Origin of the sequence: Ornithinicoccus hortensis (genome assembly GCF_006716185.1) — a bacterium.
GTDB lineage: Bacteria > Actinomycetota > Actinomycetes > Actinomycetales > Dermatophilaceae > Ornithinicoccus > Ornithinicoccus hortensis.
In genome coordinates, this window is sequence record NZ_VFOP01000001.1 from 2,787,235 (window position 1) to 2,805,320 (window position 18,086).

Annotated in this window: 12 protein-coding genes; 8 read left to right on the plus strand and 4 right to left on the minus strand. The window is 71.5% G+C overall.

Going from position 1 to position 18,086, the window contains the following annotated elements:
- Positions 1-56 precede the first annotated feature (56 nt).
- Positions 57-2,255, minus strand: a complete 2,199-nt coding sequence (locus FB467_RS13025; protein WP_141785479.1) for an HNH endonuclease signature motif containing protein — start codon at positions 2,253-2,255, stop codon at positions 57-59.
- 609 nt (positions 2,256-2,864) lie between these two features.
- Here FB467_RS13025 and FB467_RS13030 point away from each other — a divergent pair.
- Together FB467_RS13030 and FB467_RS13035 are read left to right on the plus strand one after the other, a co-directional pair.
- Positions 2,865-4,055, plus strand: a complete 1,191-nt coding sequence (locus tag FB467_RS13030; protein WP_141785480.1) for a winged helix DNA-binding domain-containing protein — start codon at positions 2,865-2,867, stop codon at positions 4,053-4,055.
- Positions 4,056-4,170: 115 nt separating this feature from the next.
- Positions 4,171-5,961, plus strand: a complete 1,791-nt coding sequence (locus FB467_RS13035) for a cell wall-binding repeat-containing protein (RefSeq protein WP_141785481.1) — start codon at positions 4,171-4,173, stop codon at positions 5,959-5,961.
- Positions 5,962-5,994: 33 nt separating this feature from the next.
- On the opposite strand, the gene FB467_RS13040 is transcribed toward FB467_RS13035, so the two are convergent.
- Positions 5,995-6,993: an ABC transporter permease gene (locus tag FB467_RS13040; RefSeq protein WP_211350607.1), complete on the minus strand. Its 999-nt coding sequence runs from the start codon at positions 6,991-6,993 to the stop codon at positions 5,995-5,997.
- A 97-nt stretch (positions 6,994-7,090) separates the two neighbouring features.
- Between FB467_RS13040 and FB467_RS13045 the strand changes: the two genes are divergently transcribed.
- Positions 7,091-7,684, plus strand: a complete 594-nt coding sequence (locus tag FB467_RS13045; RefSeq protein WP_141785482.1) for a TetR/AcrR family transcriptional regulator — start codon at positions 7,091-7,093, stop codon at positions 7,682-7,684.
- Positions 7,685-7,739: 55 nt separating this feature from the next.
- Here FB467_RS13045 and FB467_RS13050 read toward each other — a convergent pair whose 3' ends face one another.
- On the minus strand, positions 7,740-8,663 hold the full coding sequence (locus tag FB467_RS13050) for a PfkB family carbohydrate kinase (RefSeq protein ID WP_141785483.1): 924 nt from the start codon (positions 8,661-8,663) through the stop codon (positions 7,740-7,742).
- Positions 8,664-8,680: 17 nt separating this feature from the next.
- On the opposite strand from FB467_RS13050, the gene FB467_RS13055 reads away from it, so the two are divergent.
- The 5 genes from FB467_RS13055 to argG all read left to right on the plus strand — a co-directional run bounded on the left by FB467_RS13055 (position 8,681) and on the right by argG (position 16,825).
- Positions 8,681-9,508, plus strand: coding sequence for a PhzF family phenazine biosynthesis protein (locus FB467_RS13055; protein ID WP_141785484.1), 828 nt, complete (start codon positions 8,681-8,683; stop codon positions 9,506-9,508).
- 17 nt (positions 9,509-9,525) lie between these two features.
- Positions 9,526-10,914, plus strand: coding sequence for a pyridoxal phosphate-dependent decarboxylase family protein (locus tag FB467_RS13060; protein ID WP_141785485.1), 1,389 nt, complete (start codon positions 9,526-9,528; stop codon positions 10,912-10,914).
- A 91-nt stretch (positions 10,915-11,005) separates the two neighbouring features.
- On the plus strand, positions 11,006-12,730 hold the full coding sequence (locus tag FB467_RS13065; protein WP_141785486.1) for a cation:proton antiporter: 1,725 nt from the start codon (positions 11,006-11,008) through the stop codon (positions 12,728-12,730).
- 135 nt (positions 12,731-12,865) lie between these two features.
- On the plus strand, positions 12,866-15,316 hold the full coding sequence (locus FB467_RS13070) for a DNA gyrase/topoisomerase IV subunit A (RefSeq protein ID WP_141785487.1): 2,451 nt from the start codon (positions 12,866-12,868) through the stop codon (positions 15,314-15,316).
- Positions 15,317-15,385: 69 nt separating this feature from the next.
- On the plus strand, positions 15,386-16,825 hold the full coding sequence (gene argG, locus FB467_RS13075; RefSeq protein WP_141785488.1) for an argininosuccinate synthase: 1,440 nt from the start codon (positions 15,386-15,388) through the stop codon (positions 16,823-16,825).
- A 5-nt stretch (positions 16,826-16,830) separates the two neighbouring features.
- On the opposite strand, the gene FB467_RS13080 is transcribed toward argG, so the two are convergent.
- The gene (locus FB467_RS13080) at positions 16,831-18,054 is read right to left on the minus strand and encodes a hypothetical protein (protein WP_141785489.1); all 1,224 of its coding nucleotides are present in this window, start codon (positions 18,052-18,054) and stop codon (positions 16,831-16,833) included.
- Between the last annotated feature and the right edge of the window lie 32 nt (positions 18,055-18,086).

Genomic DNA, 18,086 nt, shown 5'->3' on the forward strand with positions numbered 1-18,086 from the left:
ATGGGCCAGGGTCGCCCGGTACCCGCGCTCTTGTGTGGGCACTCAACCGGCCGCGATCAGAAGGGTGGAGGGAGCTCGGTGCCGGGGGCGGCCTCGTCGCTGTCGTCGTCCCCCGGCCGGGCGACCTCAGCAGGAGCGCTGAGCCCGAGGATGTCTTCCGGGGTTGCCTGGTCCGGTGGCGGCCCGCTACTGCGTTGCCCGTTGCGGGTGCGGTGTCGCAGCTGGATCGGCGCGTTGTGGTGCACCCAGGCTGGTCCGCAGGACCGGTCGTCCGGGTCGAAATAGTCGTCCTCGGCAGCCAGCGGCTCGGAACGGTCACGGTGAGCCAGGGCGGCATAGATCAACCGGTCCTGGAGGTCGGCGTCGCCGTCGACTGCCTGCTCGAAGCGTTCCCTGGCCTCCGCCAACGCCGCGGCATCCGCCAACACCGCGGCTTCCGCCAACACCGCGGCTTCCTGTCCCGGCGCGGTCGCTGCCCGGCCGATGCCGATCTGACCCAACGCGGGCCGGGTCAACGTGCGGTAATCAAAGGTCCGGGTGGTGTAACAGGCTCCGAACAGGGTCGTCCAGGTCACCCGGCGGTCACGGTCGATCTGGGCCTGCCACACATCGCGGGTCTTCAGCTCGTGGTGCGGGCGGTGCCCGGACATACCGTTCGAGGCGCTGGTCGCGCCGCCCTCGCTGTGGGCATGGACGTGGTCGAAGTCGCAGTTCTCCGCGGGGACCGTGCATCCGGGTGCCCGGCAGTGCCGATCGGCGGCCTCGGTGAAGGCTCGCATCTGTGCGTCGGGCCGGTATGTCGTCGCCGTGCGCTCGACCAGGTGCCCGTCCAACGGGTCCGTCACCAATCGATGCATGACTCCCCCGGCCCGCGCCGCCAGCTCCCGGACCGCTTCGCCGGTGAGATACCCGTAGCCGGGGATCATCCCGACCCCCGCGGAATGTGGGTTGACCAGGACGTCCAGAGGCACGATGACGTCGAGGTTCACCTTCGGTGTGCCAGCCAGGATCCGAGCGCTGACGTCGTCCAAGCCACCGAGGACATCCCCAGGGGCTGCGGACCCGGGGCTAGGCGGCCCTTGTGCCTGGCCGCTCCCTGGACCGGAACCCGGGCTGGGCGACACTTCTGCCTGGCCGCTCCCTGGTATTGCGGCCCCGGGTGGGTATCCGGGCGAGTCACCCTGGCTGGTGTCCTGAGCCGGGCGGGACTCATCGTCCAGAACCTGGTCAGCACCGGCCGTCGACGACTCCGGCGCGTCCTTGGGCTCAGGCCCTCCACCGGTCCGGCCGTGGATGAGGAGGGACAGGGCGAGGTCGGCGCGCAATTGGGACAGGGAGCGCGGGTCGCCGGCCGCGCGCAACGCCCTGGCTGCCCTGTCGACCCGTTGGATGGCGGCCACGATCGAGGTCGTCCGCCCGGTGATGGTGAGACATCCCGTCCCGTCATCCTCCACCTGCGCCCGCGCGTCCCGCCGGGACACAGCGGCTTCGCGGTCAGCCTTGGCCTTGGCCGGGTCCTCTCCCGCGAGCGCTGCGACCAACCTGTCCAGCACGTCCTTGGTCTCGCCCCAGCCCTGCCGGGCCATGTCGTCGGGATCGACCCCGCCGTCCCGCGCCGATGCAGCTCGCTCGGACTCCTCTCCGAAGGTGGCCTTCGCGACCTGGACCGCGACCTCTACCGGCATCTGCCGGCACGTCGACCACCACGCACGGACCTGGTTCCACTGCACCTCGCCGCTGGCCATCGCTCGCCAGGGCGTCGTCGTCGCCACCCGGGGCCCGGTCGCGAAGGCCACCCGGTCGTGGCAGTCCTGAATGCCCCACCCGGTCAGGACCTGCAGCTCGTGTGCCATCGCGGACTTGGTCTTCTTCCGCCAGGTCTCCCGTCCCGTCTCGGACAGTTCTGACGGGTCGGCGACCGCCCGCTTGCCTAACAACTTCTCGCCGGTCGCTGCAGCAAGGTCGGCGACCACGCCGACGAGCAGGGAATCCGACCACCGGGACAAGACCAGCGCCGCGTCGACCGCTTCCACCAGTTCCTCGTCCGTGGCCCGGGACGTCGCCTGCCCGGACAACCACCAGGCTCCCGAGGCCAGTGCCGGGCTGGACTCGAGATCAGCGATCGACTCGTCATCTGCAGAGGAGTCGGCACGGCCCGGGTCCTGGTTGACGGGCGAGTCGTGATCGGGATTCGCGTCCTCGTCAGGAGCCACGTCACCGTCGGGAACCGCGCCCTCGTCGGCAGACGGAGCCACGTGGAAGGCGCCAGCAGCTGGACCTGTCCCCGCGACACCACCGCCCAGGACCGGCACCAGGGCCACCAAGTGGCTGACGACGTGCTCGGGGAATCCACACTCGTGCAAGGAAGCCCGCAACCGTACGGTCCGATCGAGGTGATCTGTCCCGTCGAACTGATCCGCCCCGACCGGCTGGTTGCGTCGAACCGTCTCATCCGGGTGGTGTGGGCGATCCGCCTCGCCCGACTGGCCAAGACGCGCCGTGCGGTCCGGGCGACGGTGCCGGTCCGAGCCATCGAGCTCGACCACGATGCCGTCCGTGGGGACGAGGTGCAGCCTCGCGGGCTCCTGCTGGGTAGCCGACGCCTGGTCGCACCAGGAAAGAATCCTTGCCTCGGCCAACGAGACGGCCACTTCACCCGACCCCACCACACGCACCCCCTCTCGGTGCTCCCGGTAGCACCAGTCTTTCCCCTCATCGGGAACAACCGGTCCAACCTCTCCGATACCTCCATATTAGTACACCCGTACGACATAGACAAGAGGTTCTGCACAGGAACTTTTGGCGGGTCGGCACCCCGGCGAGATTCCGCACCGTGTCGGACCCACCAGGCAGGATGGACCTTGATGCGACACATCAACGACAACGAGAGACGCAACAGGTTGGCCGTGCGCCACGGGATCCACCCGGACCACCGGCTACCCGACGCGGTGGCCGCCACCAGGGCGATGACCGTGCTCCACGCGACCGAGGCCGCGACGGTCCACCTCTCGGTCCAGGCCCGGGTCGACGGGACGACGCCGGCGGACATCGACCATGCCCTCTACGAGGACCGGTCCCTGGTGAAGCAGCTGGCGATGCGGCGCACCCTGTTCGTCTTTCCGCGCGACCTCCTGCCCGCCGCCCTGGGCAGCGCCTCGGCCCGGGTCGCGGTCGAGCAGCGCCGGGTGATCACCCGCGACGTCGAGATGCACGGGGTCGCCGAGGACGGCGCAGCCTGGCTCGACCGGGCCTGCGACGCCGTCCTCACACGGCTCGAGCCCGGTGACTGCCTGTCCGCCAAACAACTGCGCGAGGAGATCCCGGAGCTCCGCGGCACCATCACGGTCAACACCTCCAAGAAGTACGGCGGGACCTTCCAGATCGCACCGCGGGTGTTCACCCTGCTCGGCGCCCAGGGGCAGCTGGTGCGCGCGACAAACGGTGGCCACTGGCGTCTGGGGCGCCCGACCTGGACCTCGATGGGCACCTGGCTCGGGCAGGAGGTCATGCCGCTGACCACCGAGGAGGGGTATGCCGAGCTGACCCGTCGCTGGCTCGGCACCTTCGGGCCGGGCACGGTGGAGGACCTTCAATGGTGGCTGGGCTCCACCAAGTCCGCAGCGCGGGCGGCCCTCGCGACGGTCGACGCGAGGGAAGTCTCGCTGGACGGCGGTATCCACGGGTGGGTCCTGCCCGACGACGAGGCACCGGTCGCGGCACCCGAACCGTGGGCGGCGCTGCTTCCCACCCTCGACCCGACCACCATGGGGTGGAAGCTCCGCGACTTCTACCTCGCCCCGGAGCACGTGCCGTACCTGTTCGACAGCAACGGCAACGGCGGCACCACGGCCTGGTGGAACGGCCGCATCGTGGGCTGCTGGGTGCAGGACCCGGATGCCGTGGTCCGTGTCGTGCTGCGCGACGGCGAGGAGGTCGGAGCAGCCGGCACCAGGGCCCTGCAGGACGAGGCGGAGCGACTCACCCGGTGGCTGGACGGCGTCGTGATCAGCAACGTCTACAAGTCGCAGCTCATGAAGCGGGCAATCTTGCCCTAGTGGTCGCACCACTGCCCCAGGGGCAGCGAAAGGCGACCCAACCGGCAGTGCCCGAGCGGCGTCATACTGCTGAGACGGGCACGACGGCGTGCCCCAGGCACCCCCGGAGGTCCCGATGAGCGCACTGCGTCCCACCCATCACCTGCTGCGGCGCCTGCTCCTGGGGCTCCTCCTCATCGCGCTCGGCCCCGGACTCCTGGCCGGCCCCGGCGCCGTAGCCACGACGACCAACCCGGCGGCCGGGGCCTCGTCCTCCGGCACGGTCCGCCAAACCACCGACCACGAGACGCAGGGTGACCTCGCCTTCCGCCTGGAACGACTCTCCGGCACCGACCGGTATGCCACGGCGGCGGCCATCAGCGCACGGTTCTTCGGGTCCGGCGTCCCGGTGGCGCTCGTGGTGACCGGCGCCGAGTTCCCCGACGGCCTCGCCGCGGGACCGGTGGGCGACCGGCTCGGCGGCCCCGTGCTGTTCACCCGGCATACCTCGCTCCCTGCCAGCACCACCGCGGAACTGAAGCGGCTCAAGCCACAGCGCATCCTGGTGGCGGGCGGGACGGCTGCGGTGTCCAACGGGGTGCTCAACCAGCTGGACGCGTTGGCCACCTCGGGTGCCACCCGCATCTCGGGCCCGGACCGCTACGCCACGGCGGCGGCGCTGTCCAAGCACGCGTTCCCGGGCGGCGCCTCGATCGCGTACGTCGCCACCGGGAGGGCGTTCCCCGACGCACTCGCCGGAGGGGCCGCCGCCGGGGTCCAGGACGCGCCGATGCTGCTGACCGCCAGGTACTCCCTCAGCGACGCGACGCGCACCGAGCTGGAACGTCTGGCGCCCGACCGGATCATGCTGTTGGGCGGCACCGCGTCGGTCTCGAACACCGTCGCGAGCCAGCTGTCCGAGATCGCCGTCACCGAGCGGGTCTCCGGCAGCGACCGGTACCAGACAGCACTGGCCATCTCCCGTCGCGTGTTCGGCCCCGACCGGCCGGGCTTCCTGATGGCGACCGGCACCAACTGGCCGGATGCCCTCGCGGCGAGCCCGGCGACCCGGACCACGCGCGGCCCCCTGCTGCTGTCCTCCGGGACCAATCTCCCCGGCGGCACGACGACCGAGCTCCGCCGCACCACCCCGACCCGGGCATACCTGCTCGGCGGCACCGACGTGGTGGACCGCGAGATCGCCCGCAAGGTGCAGGCCATCCTCGGGGTCTGTTCGGCGGGGGCCAGGCCCTCCCCCGGCTCCCAGGAGGTCTTCGACCACGTGCCCGGCGCCACCAAGCAGCTGGCCTTCACCCTCGACATGGGCGGCCGGATGGACCCGGCGATGGACATCGTGGAGTTCCTGATCGACAACCAGGTCTGCACGACCTTCTTCCCCACGGGCATCACCGCCAACTCGCCGGAGGGACGACAGGTCCTGGAGCTCATCTCGGCCAACCCGCACCTGTTCGAGGTCGGCAACCACACCGTGCACCACTGCGACCTGGTCAACGGCGGAGGAGGCAGCCCGACCACCGCCCCCTGCCAGCGGAGCATGACCGCGCAGTTCATCCGGGACGAGCTCACCGGCGCCGAGTCGACCATCGAGCTGCGCACCGACGGCATGACGGTCACCCCCTACTGGCGACCGCCCTACGGCTCGCACAACAGCTTCGTGCGCAGTGCGGCCGCCCAGGTGGACTACACCAAGACGGTCCTGTGGAACCGCGACACCATCGACTGGTCGCTGGACACGACGACCCAACAGATCATCGACCGGGTCACCAAGCCGCTGCCGCCGGCAGGGACGATCGTCCTGGCCCACATCGGTGGTTACCGGACCCTCGACGCGCTCCCCACGATCGTGAGCACGCTCCGCGCGAACGGCTACACCTTCACCACGATCTCGGACCTGCGGGACGGCTAGGCGAACCTGGGGCGACCGGCCGCACAGCACCGGTCAGACGGTGGAGCGGGACCTCCCGGGGAGCAGCGTCAGCAGCAGCCCGGCCGCGATCCAGCAGCCGAGCACGATGAACGCCCCGGTGGATCCCGCGCCGTCGAACCAGCCGACGGACCGGAGCGCCGTGGCCGTGGCGCCGGGCGGCAGGACCTGACCCAGGGCGCCCCAGCCGGCGGGCAACATCTCCGGCGCCGACATGGCCCCGGAGAGCGGGTTGCCGAGCAGCACCATCACGGCCGCTACCAGACCGATCGCGGCGGTGCCCAGGAAGCGGTGCAGCCCGACGATCGTCGTCCCGATGGCACAGATCCCCAGGGCGAGCACCCCGGCATTGGCCCAGAAGGAGCCGGCCAGGGCGCTGAACCACGTCTGCATCACCAGGGTCAGCACCAGTCCGCCGCCTACCGCCACGGCGAGGACGGTGGCGAGGCGCCGACCACGGCCGACGATCTGAAGGCAGCTGAGGGCTCCCGACGCGATACCGCCGATCACGATCGGCAGGACGGCCGACCCGAGCCCGACGCCGCGCGGGTCATCGTCCGGCAGGGGCACCACGTCCGTCACCTGGAGCGGGCCGCCGGCCTCCGCGGGCACGTTGGCCGCCAACTGCCCCAGCGCGGACGCCACCGCGGGGCTCGCCGCAGTGGCCGTGAGCATCCGGCCACCATCCGGACCGAGCAGGATCGCACCGTAGACCTCGCGGTCGCGGATCGCCTGCTCGGCCGCGTCCTGGTCCGCCAGCACGCTGATCTCGAAGGCGTCCTCGCCCGCTGCGGCAGCGAGCCGGTCGCCGAGCTGCCCGGCTACCTGCGGGGGCGCCACCACGCCGACGGGTATGCCGCGGGGTGCGCTGTGCAGGTTGGGCCAGGCGAACGCGGTGATGACCAGGCCCAGCAGCACGGCCACCCCGAGCGCCAGGCCCAGCACCCGTCCCCACGCGGTCGGGACCTGCGAACCGGGCCGGTGCTGCGGCTGCCGGGTCTGGGTTTCGACCATCTTGCCTCCCATAAACGAGCATTCGTTCTCTTTGAGAGAAGAGTCCTCCTCACACCCCGACCTTGTCAAGAACGGTCGTTCGGTTTTATGGTGCGGCATGCCCAAGGTCACCGACGAGCACCGCGCGGCCCGCCGCCAGCAGATCCTGATGGCCACCCTCCGGTGCGTCGCCGTCGAAGGGCTCCACCGCACGACGATGGCCGACGTGATCCGCGAGTCCGGGCTCTCGGCCGGGGCGGTCTACGGCTACTTCAAGAGCAAGAACGACCTGATCCTGGCGATCGCCGAGTTCGGCCTCGCACTGATGGACACCGAGCTGCGCGGCCTCGCGAAGGACGGGAACGTCCCCTCCCCCGACGAGGTGACCCGGCAGCTCACCCGGGCGATCGTCCGGCAGGCGGAGAGCCAGGAGATCGACATCACCAAGGTGGTGATCGCCGTGTGGGCCGAGGCGGTCCGCGACGAGGGGGTCCGCGCCATCGTGAGTGAGCGGATCAGGACACTGCGCGACTCCTACGCGGGCCTGGTCTCGGCACAGCAGGCGGCCGGGCTGGTCGATCCCGATGCCGATCCCCTGCACGTCACCCAGGTGATGGTCGGGATGCTGCCCGGGTTCATCCTGCAGCGCCTCGTGCTCCAGGACGTGGACCCCGAGGGGTATGCCGACGGCCTGGCGGCGCTTCGCCGGTAGGTGGGTGCCCGGCCGGGTCGGGCGAGCGCCGCGACAGCGGGACGCAGGGAACAGGTCAGCGGGACGCCAGGAACTCGTCGATCTCGGCCCGGGTAGGGGCGGTAGCGGGCCCGCGCCGGGTCACCTTGATGGCGCCGGCCGCATTGGCCCTGCGGGAGGCGGTGAGCAGGTCGGCCCCGGCAGCCAGTTCGGCGACCAGCACGCCGGTGTGTGCGTCGCCCGCGCCGTTGGTGTCGACCGGCTCCTGCGGGAAGCCGGGCAAGTGGACCACGTCGTCGGAGCCGGCCTCGAGCACGTAGCACCCGTCCGGACCGTCCCGCACGACGACCAGCGCCCCGTCGGGCAGCCGGTCCCGCACGGCGGGGACGGAGCCGGCCACGTCCTCGACCCCGGTCAGCTCGGCGGCTTCCTCGGCGTTGCTGGTCCACACGGCGGTGCCGGCCAGCATCCGGTCGCGCACGGACGCGGCGAGGCCGGCGAACGCCGCCCCCGGGTCAAGCACCACCCGCACGTCCTCGCCCACGTCCTCGAGCCAGGCCAGCAACGGGTCGCGGGTGGGCTCCAGCAGGGTGTAGCCGGTCACGCAGACCAGGTCGCCGCCCGAGGCCCGGGAGGTCGCCAGGCTCTCGGGGGTGATCAGCCGCTCGGCCCCCAGGGTCGTCACGAAGGTCCGCTCCGCGCTCGGTTCGACCAGGACGACGCACACACCGGTGTCGGCATCCGGCACCGGCTCGCTGGACACGGCGACCCCCTCGGCCGCCAGCGCCGCGCGCACGAGGTCACCGTTGGGCCCCGTGCCGTGCGCGCCGGCGTGCACCGCCTCGGCCCCGGAGCGCGCGGCGGCGGCGAGCACGCTCACCGAGCCCCCCGCATACCGGTTCTGGGAGGTGGCCATCACGTTGCCCCCGCGCCGTGGCAGCTGCTGCACCTCCACGACGAGGTCGACGAGTGCCTGTCCCGTGTGGATCACCCTGGTCACCCGGGTGACACTAGGGCATGCGCTTCTCCCAGGTCGATGTCTTCTCCGGCACGTCCTACCGGGGCAACCCGCTGGCCGTGGTGCACGACGCCGAGGGCCTGCCCGAGGAGGACCTCGCCCGGTTCGCGAACTGGACCAACCTGTCGGAGACCACCTTCCTCCTGCCGCCCACCGTCCCCGGCGCCGACTACCGGGTGCGGATCTTCACCGTCACCGAGGAGCTTCCGTTCGCCGGTCACCCCACGCTGGGCAGTGCCCGCGCCTGGCTCGCCGCTGGCGGCGTTCCCGCCAGTGAGGGTGTGGTGGTGCAGGAGTGCGGGGCCGGCCTGGTGCCGGTCCGGTATGCCGACAGCCACCTCGCCTTCGCCGCGCCACCGTTCCTCCGGTCCGGTCCCGTCGACCCGTCCGATCTCGACCGGATCGCGCGCGCCCTCCGGATCGACCCGGGGCAGATCCGGCACAGCCAGTGGATCGACAACGGTCCCGGCTGGGTCGGCGTGGTCCTGGCGTCGGCCGAGGAGGTGCTCGCGCTCCGGCCGGACTTCGCGGCCTTCGACGGTCTCGACATCGGCGTGATCGGGCCACACGGCCCCGGTGGACCGGCCGACTACGAGGTGCGGGCGTTCGTGCCCGGGCTTGGCGCCACCGAGGACCCGGTCACCGGCAGCCTGAACGCCGGGTTCGGAGTGTGGCTCACCGGGGCGGGGCTCGCCCCCACGTCGTTCACCGTCCGCCAGGGCACGGCGCTGGGCCGCGCAGGCGACGTCACCCTGTCCGTCGAGGGGGACCAGGTGTGGGTCGGGGGCCAGGCAACCGTCATGATCAGCGGAGAGATCCGGTTCTGACCCGAGGTGTGTGGCTGATGCAAGACCTGCACGAGTTGTTCCGACGCGCGGCCGACGAGGCTGCCGGTTTCCGCAGTTCGCTCGGCACCCGCCCGGTGCAGGCACCGGTCGACCAGGCGCGGGCGAAGGAGTTGCTGGACGTCCCGCTGCCGGACGCGCCGCGGGATCCGGCCGAGGTGGTCGACCACCTGGTCTCGGCCGCCACGCCGGGCCTGATGTCGACCCCCGGTCCGCGCTACTTCGGTTTCGTCGTGGGTGGCGCCCTGCCGGCGGCATCGGCCGCGGACCTGCTCGCGGTCGGTTGGGACCAGTGCGCCTTCAACGGGTCCCTCTCCCCCGCCGCCGCGGCCGCCGAAGAGGTGGCCGGCGGCTGGCTCAAGGAGCTGCTCGGCCTGCCGGAGACGGCCGGGGTCGGCTTCGTGACCGGGGCCCAGGGGGCCAACACCGTGGGGCTCACCTCGGCCCGACACCACCTGATGCGCCAGGCGGGCTGGGACGTCGAGCGCCGGGGCCTCAACGGGGCGCCGGCCATGCGGGTGCTCGCCGGCGCCGAGCGCCACGCCACGATCGACCGCTCGCTGCGCCTGCTCGGCCTGGGCTCGGACTGCCTGGAAGAGGTAGCCGTCAACGACGAGGGGGCGATCGACACCGCGGACCTGGCCCGGGTCCTGGCGGACGGGCCCACCGGCCCCGAGCACCCGACCGTCGTCTGCCTGCAGGCCGGCAACGTCAACACCGGCGCCGTCGACGACCTGCGCGCCGCGACCGAACTGGCCCACGCGGAAGCGGCCTGGGTACACGTGGACGGTGCCTTCGGGCTGTGGGCCGCGGCCAGTCCCGCCCTGCGGCACCTGGTGGACGGCGTGGAACTGGCGGACTCCTGGGGCTGCGACGGCCACAAGTGGCTCAACGTCCCCTACGACTCCGGCTTCGCGTTCTGCTCCCGGCCAGAGGTGCAGACCGCCGCCATGTCCTACACGGCCTCCTACCTGACCGGGTCCGGGGCCTCGCCCGGTGCGGCAGACTTCACCGCCGAGTCCTCGCGCAGGGCCCGGGGTTTCGCGGTGTGGGCCGCGCTCCAGGAGCTGGGCCGCGACGGGGTGGCCGACCTGGTCGACCGCACCTGCGCGCTGGCCCGCCGGTTCGCCGCGGCGCTGTCCGACGCGGGACTGGAGATTGTCAACGACGTGGTGCTCAACCAGGTCCTGGTTGGGTTCGGCGAGGACGACGCGCGCACCGACGAGATCCTGGCCCGCATCCAGCAGGACGGCACCTGCTGGATGGGCGGCACGACCTGGCGCGGTCGTCGGCTGATGCGGATCGCGGTGTCCAACCACCTGACGACGGAGGCCGACGTCGACGCCTCGGTCGAGGCCGTGCTCCGCGCCGCCAGGCACACCGGGTAGGCGCACGGCATACGATCTGCAGTGAACGGCCACAGGCGCACCGCAGCTGACCGGATCGGGGACCGGCGCCCGGGGCCAGATCGGAGCGTCCATGGAGTTCCTACCCATGATCCTGCTGGTCACCGCGACCGTGGGACTCACCGCCGTGGCCCGGCACTTCCTGTGGCCGGCACCGCTCCTGGTCACCGGGGTGGCGCTAGTCGTGGCGGGCATCCCCGGTCTGCCCGCGTTCACGATCGACTCCCACGTCATCCTCACCCTGGTGCTGCCGCCACTGCTCTACTCGGCCGCGCTGGACGTCTCGCTGCTCAACTTCACCCGGAGCCGCAAGCACATCTCCCGGCTCGGCGTCGGGCTGGTGGCGGTCACCGCCGGCGTGGTCGGCATCGTCGGCTACCTGCTGGTGCCGGACATGACGCTGCCCGCCGCGCTGCTCCTGGGCGCCATCGTGGCCCCGCCGGACGCGGTCTCCGCGGCCGCGATCGGCCGCCGGCTGGGGCTGCCCCGCCACGTGATGACGGTCCTGTCCGGGGAGAGCCTTATCAACGACGCGGCCTCGCTGACCCTGTTCAAGGTGTTCCTGCTGATCATCGGCGGCACCTCGCTGACCGTCCTGGACGACCTCGGCATCTTCGTCACCGCGGTCCTCGTGGGGGTCTTGGTCGGGCTGGTGCTGGGCGTGGTCTTCCACTGGATCCGGATGCGGATCGACGACCCGGTCGTGGAGACGATGCTCGGCCTGCTGGTGCCCTTCCTGGCCTACATCGGCGCCGAGGAGATGCAGGGCTCGGGCGTCCTGGCGGTCGTCGCGGCCGGCCTGTGGATCGGCTTCAACTCCCCGAAGACCGGCTACGCGGCCCGGATCACCGAGCGTCCGGTCTGGTCCGCGATCGACCTGCTGCTCGAGAGCTTCGTCTTCGCCCTGATCGGGCTGCAGATGAAGCCGATCGCCGAGGCGCTGGACAGCAGCGGGCGCGGTGTCTGGAACACGGTGTGGATCGCCGTCGTCGTGCTGATCGTCGTGATCCTGATCCGCCCGGCGTTCATCTTCGGCACCTACCACCTGTCCCGGTTCAGGTCCAACAGCCGGGAGCAACGCCGCGTGCGGGCGGTGGAACGGGCCAGCCGCAGGGTGGAGAGCCGCAACCGGCCGCCCCGGGTCCCGAAGCCCCTGGGGCGCAAGCTCCTGCAGGCCGAGCCCGAGATGACCTGGCAGGAACTGACCGTGCTGTCGTGGACCAGCATGCGGGGCGTGGTGACGCTCGCCGCGGCCGCGGCGGTGCCCGTGGTGACCGACTCGGGCAACCGGGTGCCGGGCCACGACGTCATCATCTTCGTGGCCTTCTTCGTCACGATCGGCACACTCCTGCTCCAGGGGCTGACCCTGCCGTTCGTGATCCGCCGGCTGGGAGTCACCGACCCGGAGCAGGACAAGCGGGACCGGGAACAGGAACGGGCGCTGCTGCGGATCACCATCACCGAGAGCGTGGAGTACCTGGAGACCCACCGGGACGAGCTCACCAAGACCTTCGACGGGCCGCTGCTGGACCGCCTGCTCAAGGGGATGCGGCAGCGCATCGAGTGGCAGGAGCAGGAGTCCCGCCTCGAGGCCCAGGAGGACCGTCAGCTGGACCGGCGGGGGCTGCAGTACCGGGGCGAGCTGCGCCGCAAGATGCTCCGCCGCCAGCGCGACGTCCTGGTCCGGGAGCGGGACAAGGGCAGCATCGACGAAGAGGTGATGCGCGAGGTGCTCAAGGGGCTGGACGCCGAGGAGCTGGCCCTGGACACCTCGATCCTGCACTGGGACCGGGCCTAGTCCGGTCTGGCCCGGCCCCCGGTCTAGCCCCAGGCGCGTGCCGCACCCGTGCTCCCGGTGCGTCACGACATACGATCGAGGACGATCCCTATCCACCTGCACCACGCACCGCACAGCACCCAGGAGTAGCACTTCATGGCGCGACGCCCCCGCTCGTCCGGCCCCGACCTGTTCGACGTCGAGGAGAAGATCGTCGACATCGACGTCCAGGAGGAGATGCAGGGTGCCTATCTGGAGTACGCCTACTCGGTGATCTACTCCCGGGCGATCCCCGACGCCCGGGACGGCCTGAAGCCGGTGCAGCGCCGGATCCTCTTCGGCATGCACGAGCTGGGGCTGCGCCCGGACAAGGGCCACGTGAAGTGCTCCCGCGTGGTCGGCGAGGTGATGGGTAAGTACCACCCGCACGGCGACGGCGCGATCTACGACGCCATGGTCCGGATGGCGCAGCCGTTCACCATGCGGTTGCCGCTCGTGGACGGGCACGGCAACTTCGGCTCGCTGGACGACGGCCCCGCCGCGAGCCGGTACACCGAGGCCCGGCCGGCCCCCGCGGCGCTCCTGATGACCGGGAGCCTGGACGAGGAGACGGTCGACTTCGTCCCCAACTACGACGAGCAGCTGATGCAGCCGGAGGTGCTGCCGGCCGCCTTCCCCAACCTGCTGGTCAACGGCGCGTCCGGCATCGCGGTCGGGATGGCCACCAACATGGCGCCGCACAACCTCGGTGAGGTGATCGGCGCCGCCCGGCACCTGATCGCCCACCCGGACGCGACGCTGGACGACCTGATGCGCTTCGTCCCGGGCCCTGACCTGCCGCTCGGTGGCCGCATCGTCGGCCTGGACGGCATCCGGGACGCCTACGAGTCCGGCCGCGGCTCGTTCCGCACCCGGGCGACCGCTCGGATCGAGAACGTCACCCCCCGCCGCAAGGGCATCGTGGTGACCGAGCTGCCCTACCTGGTCGGCGCCGAGAAGGTGATCGAGAAGGTCAAGCAGCTGGTGCAGAGCAAGAAGCTGCAGGGCATCTCCGACATCAACGACCTCACCGACCGCAGCAAGGGCCTGCACCTGGTGATCGAGGTGAAGAACGGCTTCAACCCCGACGCCGTCCTGGAGCAGCTCTACAAGCTCACCCCGATGGAGGAGTCCTTCGGGATCAACAACGTCGCCCTCGTCGAGGGCCAGCCCCGCACGCTCGGCCTGCGCGAGCTGTTGCAGGTGTATGTCGACTTCCGCACCGACGTCGTCCGGCGGCGCACCGCCTACCGGCTGCGCCGACGGCAGGAGCGGCTGCACCTGGTCGAGGGCCTGCTCATCGCGATCCTGGACATCGACGAGGTCATCCAGCTGATCCGCTCCAGCGACGACGCGGCCGCGGCCCGCGAACGGTTGATGCAGGTCTTCGACCTCTCCGAGCTCCAGGCCAACTACATCCTGGAGCTGCAGCTGCGCCGGCTCACCAAGTTCTCCCGGATCGAGCTGGAGTCCGAGCGGGACGAGCTGCAGCGGGAGATCGAGCGGCTGACCGCACTCCTGGAGGACCACGAGCTGCTGCTGGCCCTGGTCTCCGACGAACTGGCCGAGGTCGCCAAGGAGCACGGGACCCCGCGGCGCACGGTGCTGCTGGAGTCGGCCGGGGTCACGGCCTCGGCGGCGGCCTCTACGCCGATGGAGGTGCCCGACGACCCCTGCTGGGTGCTGCTGTCCTCCACCGGGCTGCTGGCCCGGACCTCGACCGACGAACCGCTGGGCACCGGCGGGGCCCGGCGCAAGCACGACGCGATCGTGTCCCGGGTCCGCACCACCGCCCGGGGCGACGTCGGACTGGTCACCTCGACCGGCCGGCTGGTCCGCCTCTCCGCCCTCGAGCTGCCCACCCTGCCCCCGACCAACGGGGCGCCGACCCTCTCCGGTGGGGCACCGCTCGCGGCCTTCGTCGACCTGCCCGCGGGCGAGCAGCCGCTGGCGCTCTGCACGCTCACCGGGGACGGGCCCGGCCTGGCGCTGGGCACCCGCAACGGCGTCGTCAAGCGGGTCAACCCGGACTACCCGGGCAACAAGGACAGTTTCGAGGTGATCTCGCTCAAGGACGGCGACAGCGTGGTCGGCGCCGTGGAGCTGACGACTGGCGAGGAGGACCTCGTCTTCATCACCTCCGAGGCGAGCCTGCTGCACTTCTCGGCCTCCGGCGTGCGGCCGCAGGGCCGCTCGGGTGGCGGCATGGCGGGCATCAAGCTCCCGGCCGGCGTGTCGGTGGTCGGCTTCTGGGCGGTCGACCCGGAGGCGGAGAACGTCGTGGTGACCGTGGCCGGGAGCGCCGGTGTCCGCCCCGGGACGGAGGCCGGGTCGGTCAAGGTCACGCCGTATGCCGAGTACCCGGCCAAGGGGCGCGCCACCGGCGGAGTGCGGTGTCACCGGTTCCTGCGCGGCGAGGACGCCCTGATGGTCGGCTGGGCGGGGTCCACTCCCCCCATGGCCGCCTCCGCCAACGGCGTGGCGGTCGAGCTGCCGCCGGCGACCGGCAAGCGGGACGGCTCCGGAACGCCGGCCAAGGCCCCGATCGCCCGCGTCGCCGCAGGCTGAGACGCTCCGGGAGGCACGCCAGGAGGCCGAATTGCATAATCATGCACTCGGCCGTATATCCTCTCTTTCGTGAGCAAGGTACTGAAGACACTTCCCGTCGGCGAGCGCGTCGGCATCGCCTTCTCCGGAGGGCTGGACACCTCCGTGGCCGTCGCGTGGATGCGCGACAAGGGCGCTATCCCCTGCACCTACACGGCCGACATCGGCCAGTACGACGAGCCAGACATCGACTCCGTGCCGAGCCGTGCCACGGCATACGGGGCGGAGATCTCGCGACTGGTCGACTGCAAGGAGGCGCTGGTCGAGGAGGGCCTGGCGGCGATCACCTGCGGCGCCTTCCACATCCGCTCCGCCGGGCGCGTCTACTTCAACACCACCCCGCTGGGGCGGGCCGTGACCGGCACGCTGCTCACCCGGGCGATGCTCGAGGACGACGTCCTGATCTGGGGTGACGGCTCGACCTACAAGGGCAACGACATCGAGCGGTTCTACCGCTACGGGCTGCTCACCAACCCGAACCTGCGGATCTACAAGCCGTGGCTGGACGCCGACTTCGTCAGCGAGCTGGGTGGGCGCAAGGAGATGTCGGAGTGGCTGGTCGACCACGACCTGCCCTACCGGGACAGCACCGAGAAGGCCTACTCCACCGACGCCAACATCTGGGGCGCCACCCACGAGGCGAAGACCCTGGAGCACCTGGACACCAGCCTGGAGACGGTCGACCCGATCATGGGCGTGAAGTTCTGGGACCCGGCCGTGGAGATCGCCCCCGAGGACGTCACCATCCGCTACGAGATGGGTCGGCCGGTCGCGATCAACGACCAGGTCTTCGGCTCCGACGTGGAGCTGGTGATGATGGCCAACGCGATCGGCGGCCGGCACGGCCTGGGCATGTCGGACCAGATCGAGAACCGGATCATCGAGGCCAAGAGCCGGGGCATCTACGAGGCACCCGGGCTGGCGCTGCTGCACATCGGCTACGAGCGGCTGGTGAACGCGATCCACAACGAGGACACCGTCGCCAACTACCACAACGAGGGTCGGCGGCTGGGTCGGTTGATGTATGAGGGACGCTGGCTGGACCCGCAGGCGCTGATGATCCGGGAGTCGCTGCAGCGGTGGGTCGGGACCGCGATCACCGGCGAGGTGACGCTGCGGCTGCGGCGCGGCGAGGACTACAGCATCCTGAACACCGCCGGACCGGCCTTCAGCTACCACCCGGACAAGCTGTCCATGGAGCGCACCGAGGACTCGGCCTTCGGGCCCACGGACCGGATCGGCCAGCTGACGATGCGCAACCTGGACATCGCCGACTCCCGCGCCCGGCTGGAGCAGTATGCCTCGGTCGGCATGGTCGGGCAGGTGCGCGTGGAGCAGATCGGCGAGGCCCGCACCGAGCTGATCGGCGTGATGACCGAGGGCGGCGCCGAGGCGATCGCCTCCCGCGGCAAGGTCAGCGGCGAGGACGAGTGGCTGGACCGGGCGGCGATGGAGTTCGGCACCGACTGACCGGCTCAACCGCGGCGCGGGTGCTCCCGGAGTTCCTCGCGGAGGAAGTCGGTGACGAACCGGCGCGCCTCCTCGTCGGTGTCGACCGACGGCACGTCGGACTGGTCCTGACCTGCCCCCGCGGGAGCGGTCCGGGAGCGCTCGAGTTGCACCATCTTGCGCACCGTCGACCACGGGCTGGCGAGCCAGGACAGGTCCACCAGCTCGTCGGTGAGCTCCAGGTGCCCGGGGTCCTGCGCCTCGGCGGCGGCCCGGGCCCTGGCTCCCTCCTGCAGGACGACCTCCTGCTGTCGCAACCAGGCGTCGACCTGCCGGTCGACCTCGGCATGCCGGTCCCGGCGCCGGACACCCCGCTGGACGAACCCCTGGAACAGCCAGTCCTCCTCGTCCCACCAGGAGCCGAAGGTGAGCAGGCCCGCCCCGTCCGGCCAGTGCGGGGAGACGGCCGGGAGGTCCTCGTATGCCGTCAGCAGCGCCCGCCTCCCCCGGCGCCACCACGGCCGCCGGTCCACGGTGTCGACCACCTCGTGGAACCTCCGGCGGAAGATCTCGGCTCCGAGCGCCCGCTGACGCAGTTCCCTGGCGGGGGCGCCCGTCCCGGCCGGGTCCTCGTCGAGGTGCTCCAGTCGGTCGGCCGTTCCGGCCACGGCGGCGGCCAAGCCGTGCCGGATGAGCGGTGCCGCCATCGTCAGCAGCGGCGCCAGCACCGGTCGCCAGGCCCCCCTGCCGACGACCCGTAGGCGCACCCGCAGGGACTCCCCGGTCGCCCGACGCACCACCTGCGCCCGCACCCGGACCGACAGCCAGTCCAGCTCGATCGCGGCATCGAGCAACCGCTCCGGCTCTCGGCGCAGCGCCACCTCCAGGCCGAGGTGGCGCAGCGTGCTGTGCACCGCGAACGAGCGGAACGCCTCCAGCCCGTCGCAGTCCACCAGGAACCGACGGCGACCAGTCGTCTCGCGGTAGGCCAGGTGCGCGGTCCGGGCGCCGTCAGTCCCGCCGATCCGGACAGCGGCTGCCCCGACGGTCAGGCCGGGGGCGACGACCTCGTACCTGGCACCCGGGCGGCCGTCCACCCCGTGGACCAGGCGCAGGTCGTGTCCGGTTGCCTCGGGCAGCAGCACGCCCAGGTCGGCCCCGCCCCCCGGTTCACCGACCTGGAGCCGCCACCACGCATCCCACCCCTGGCCGATCGGCCACCTGGTGCCCTGCTCGGCCCGGAATCGCACGCGCCCACCCTGCCACGCCCGGGTCGCCCGGG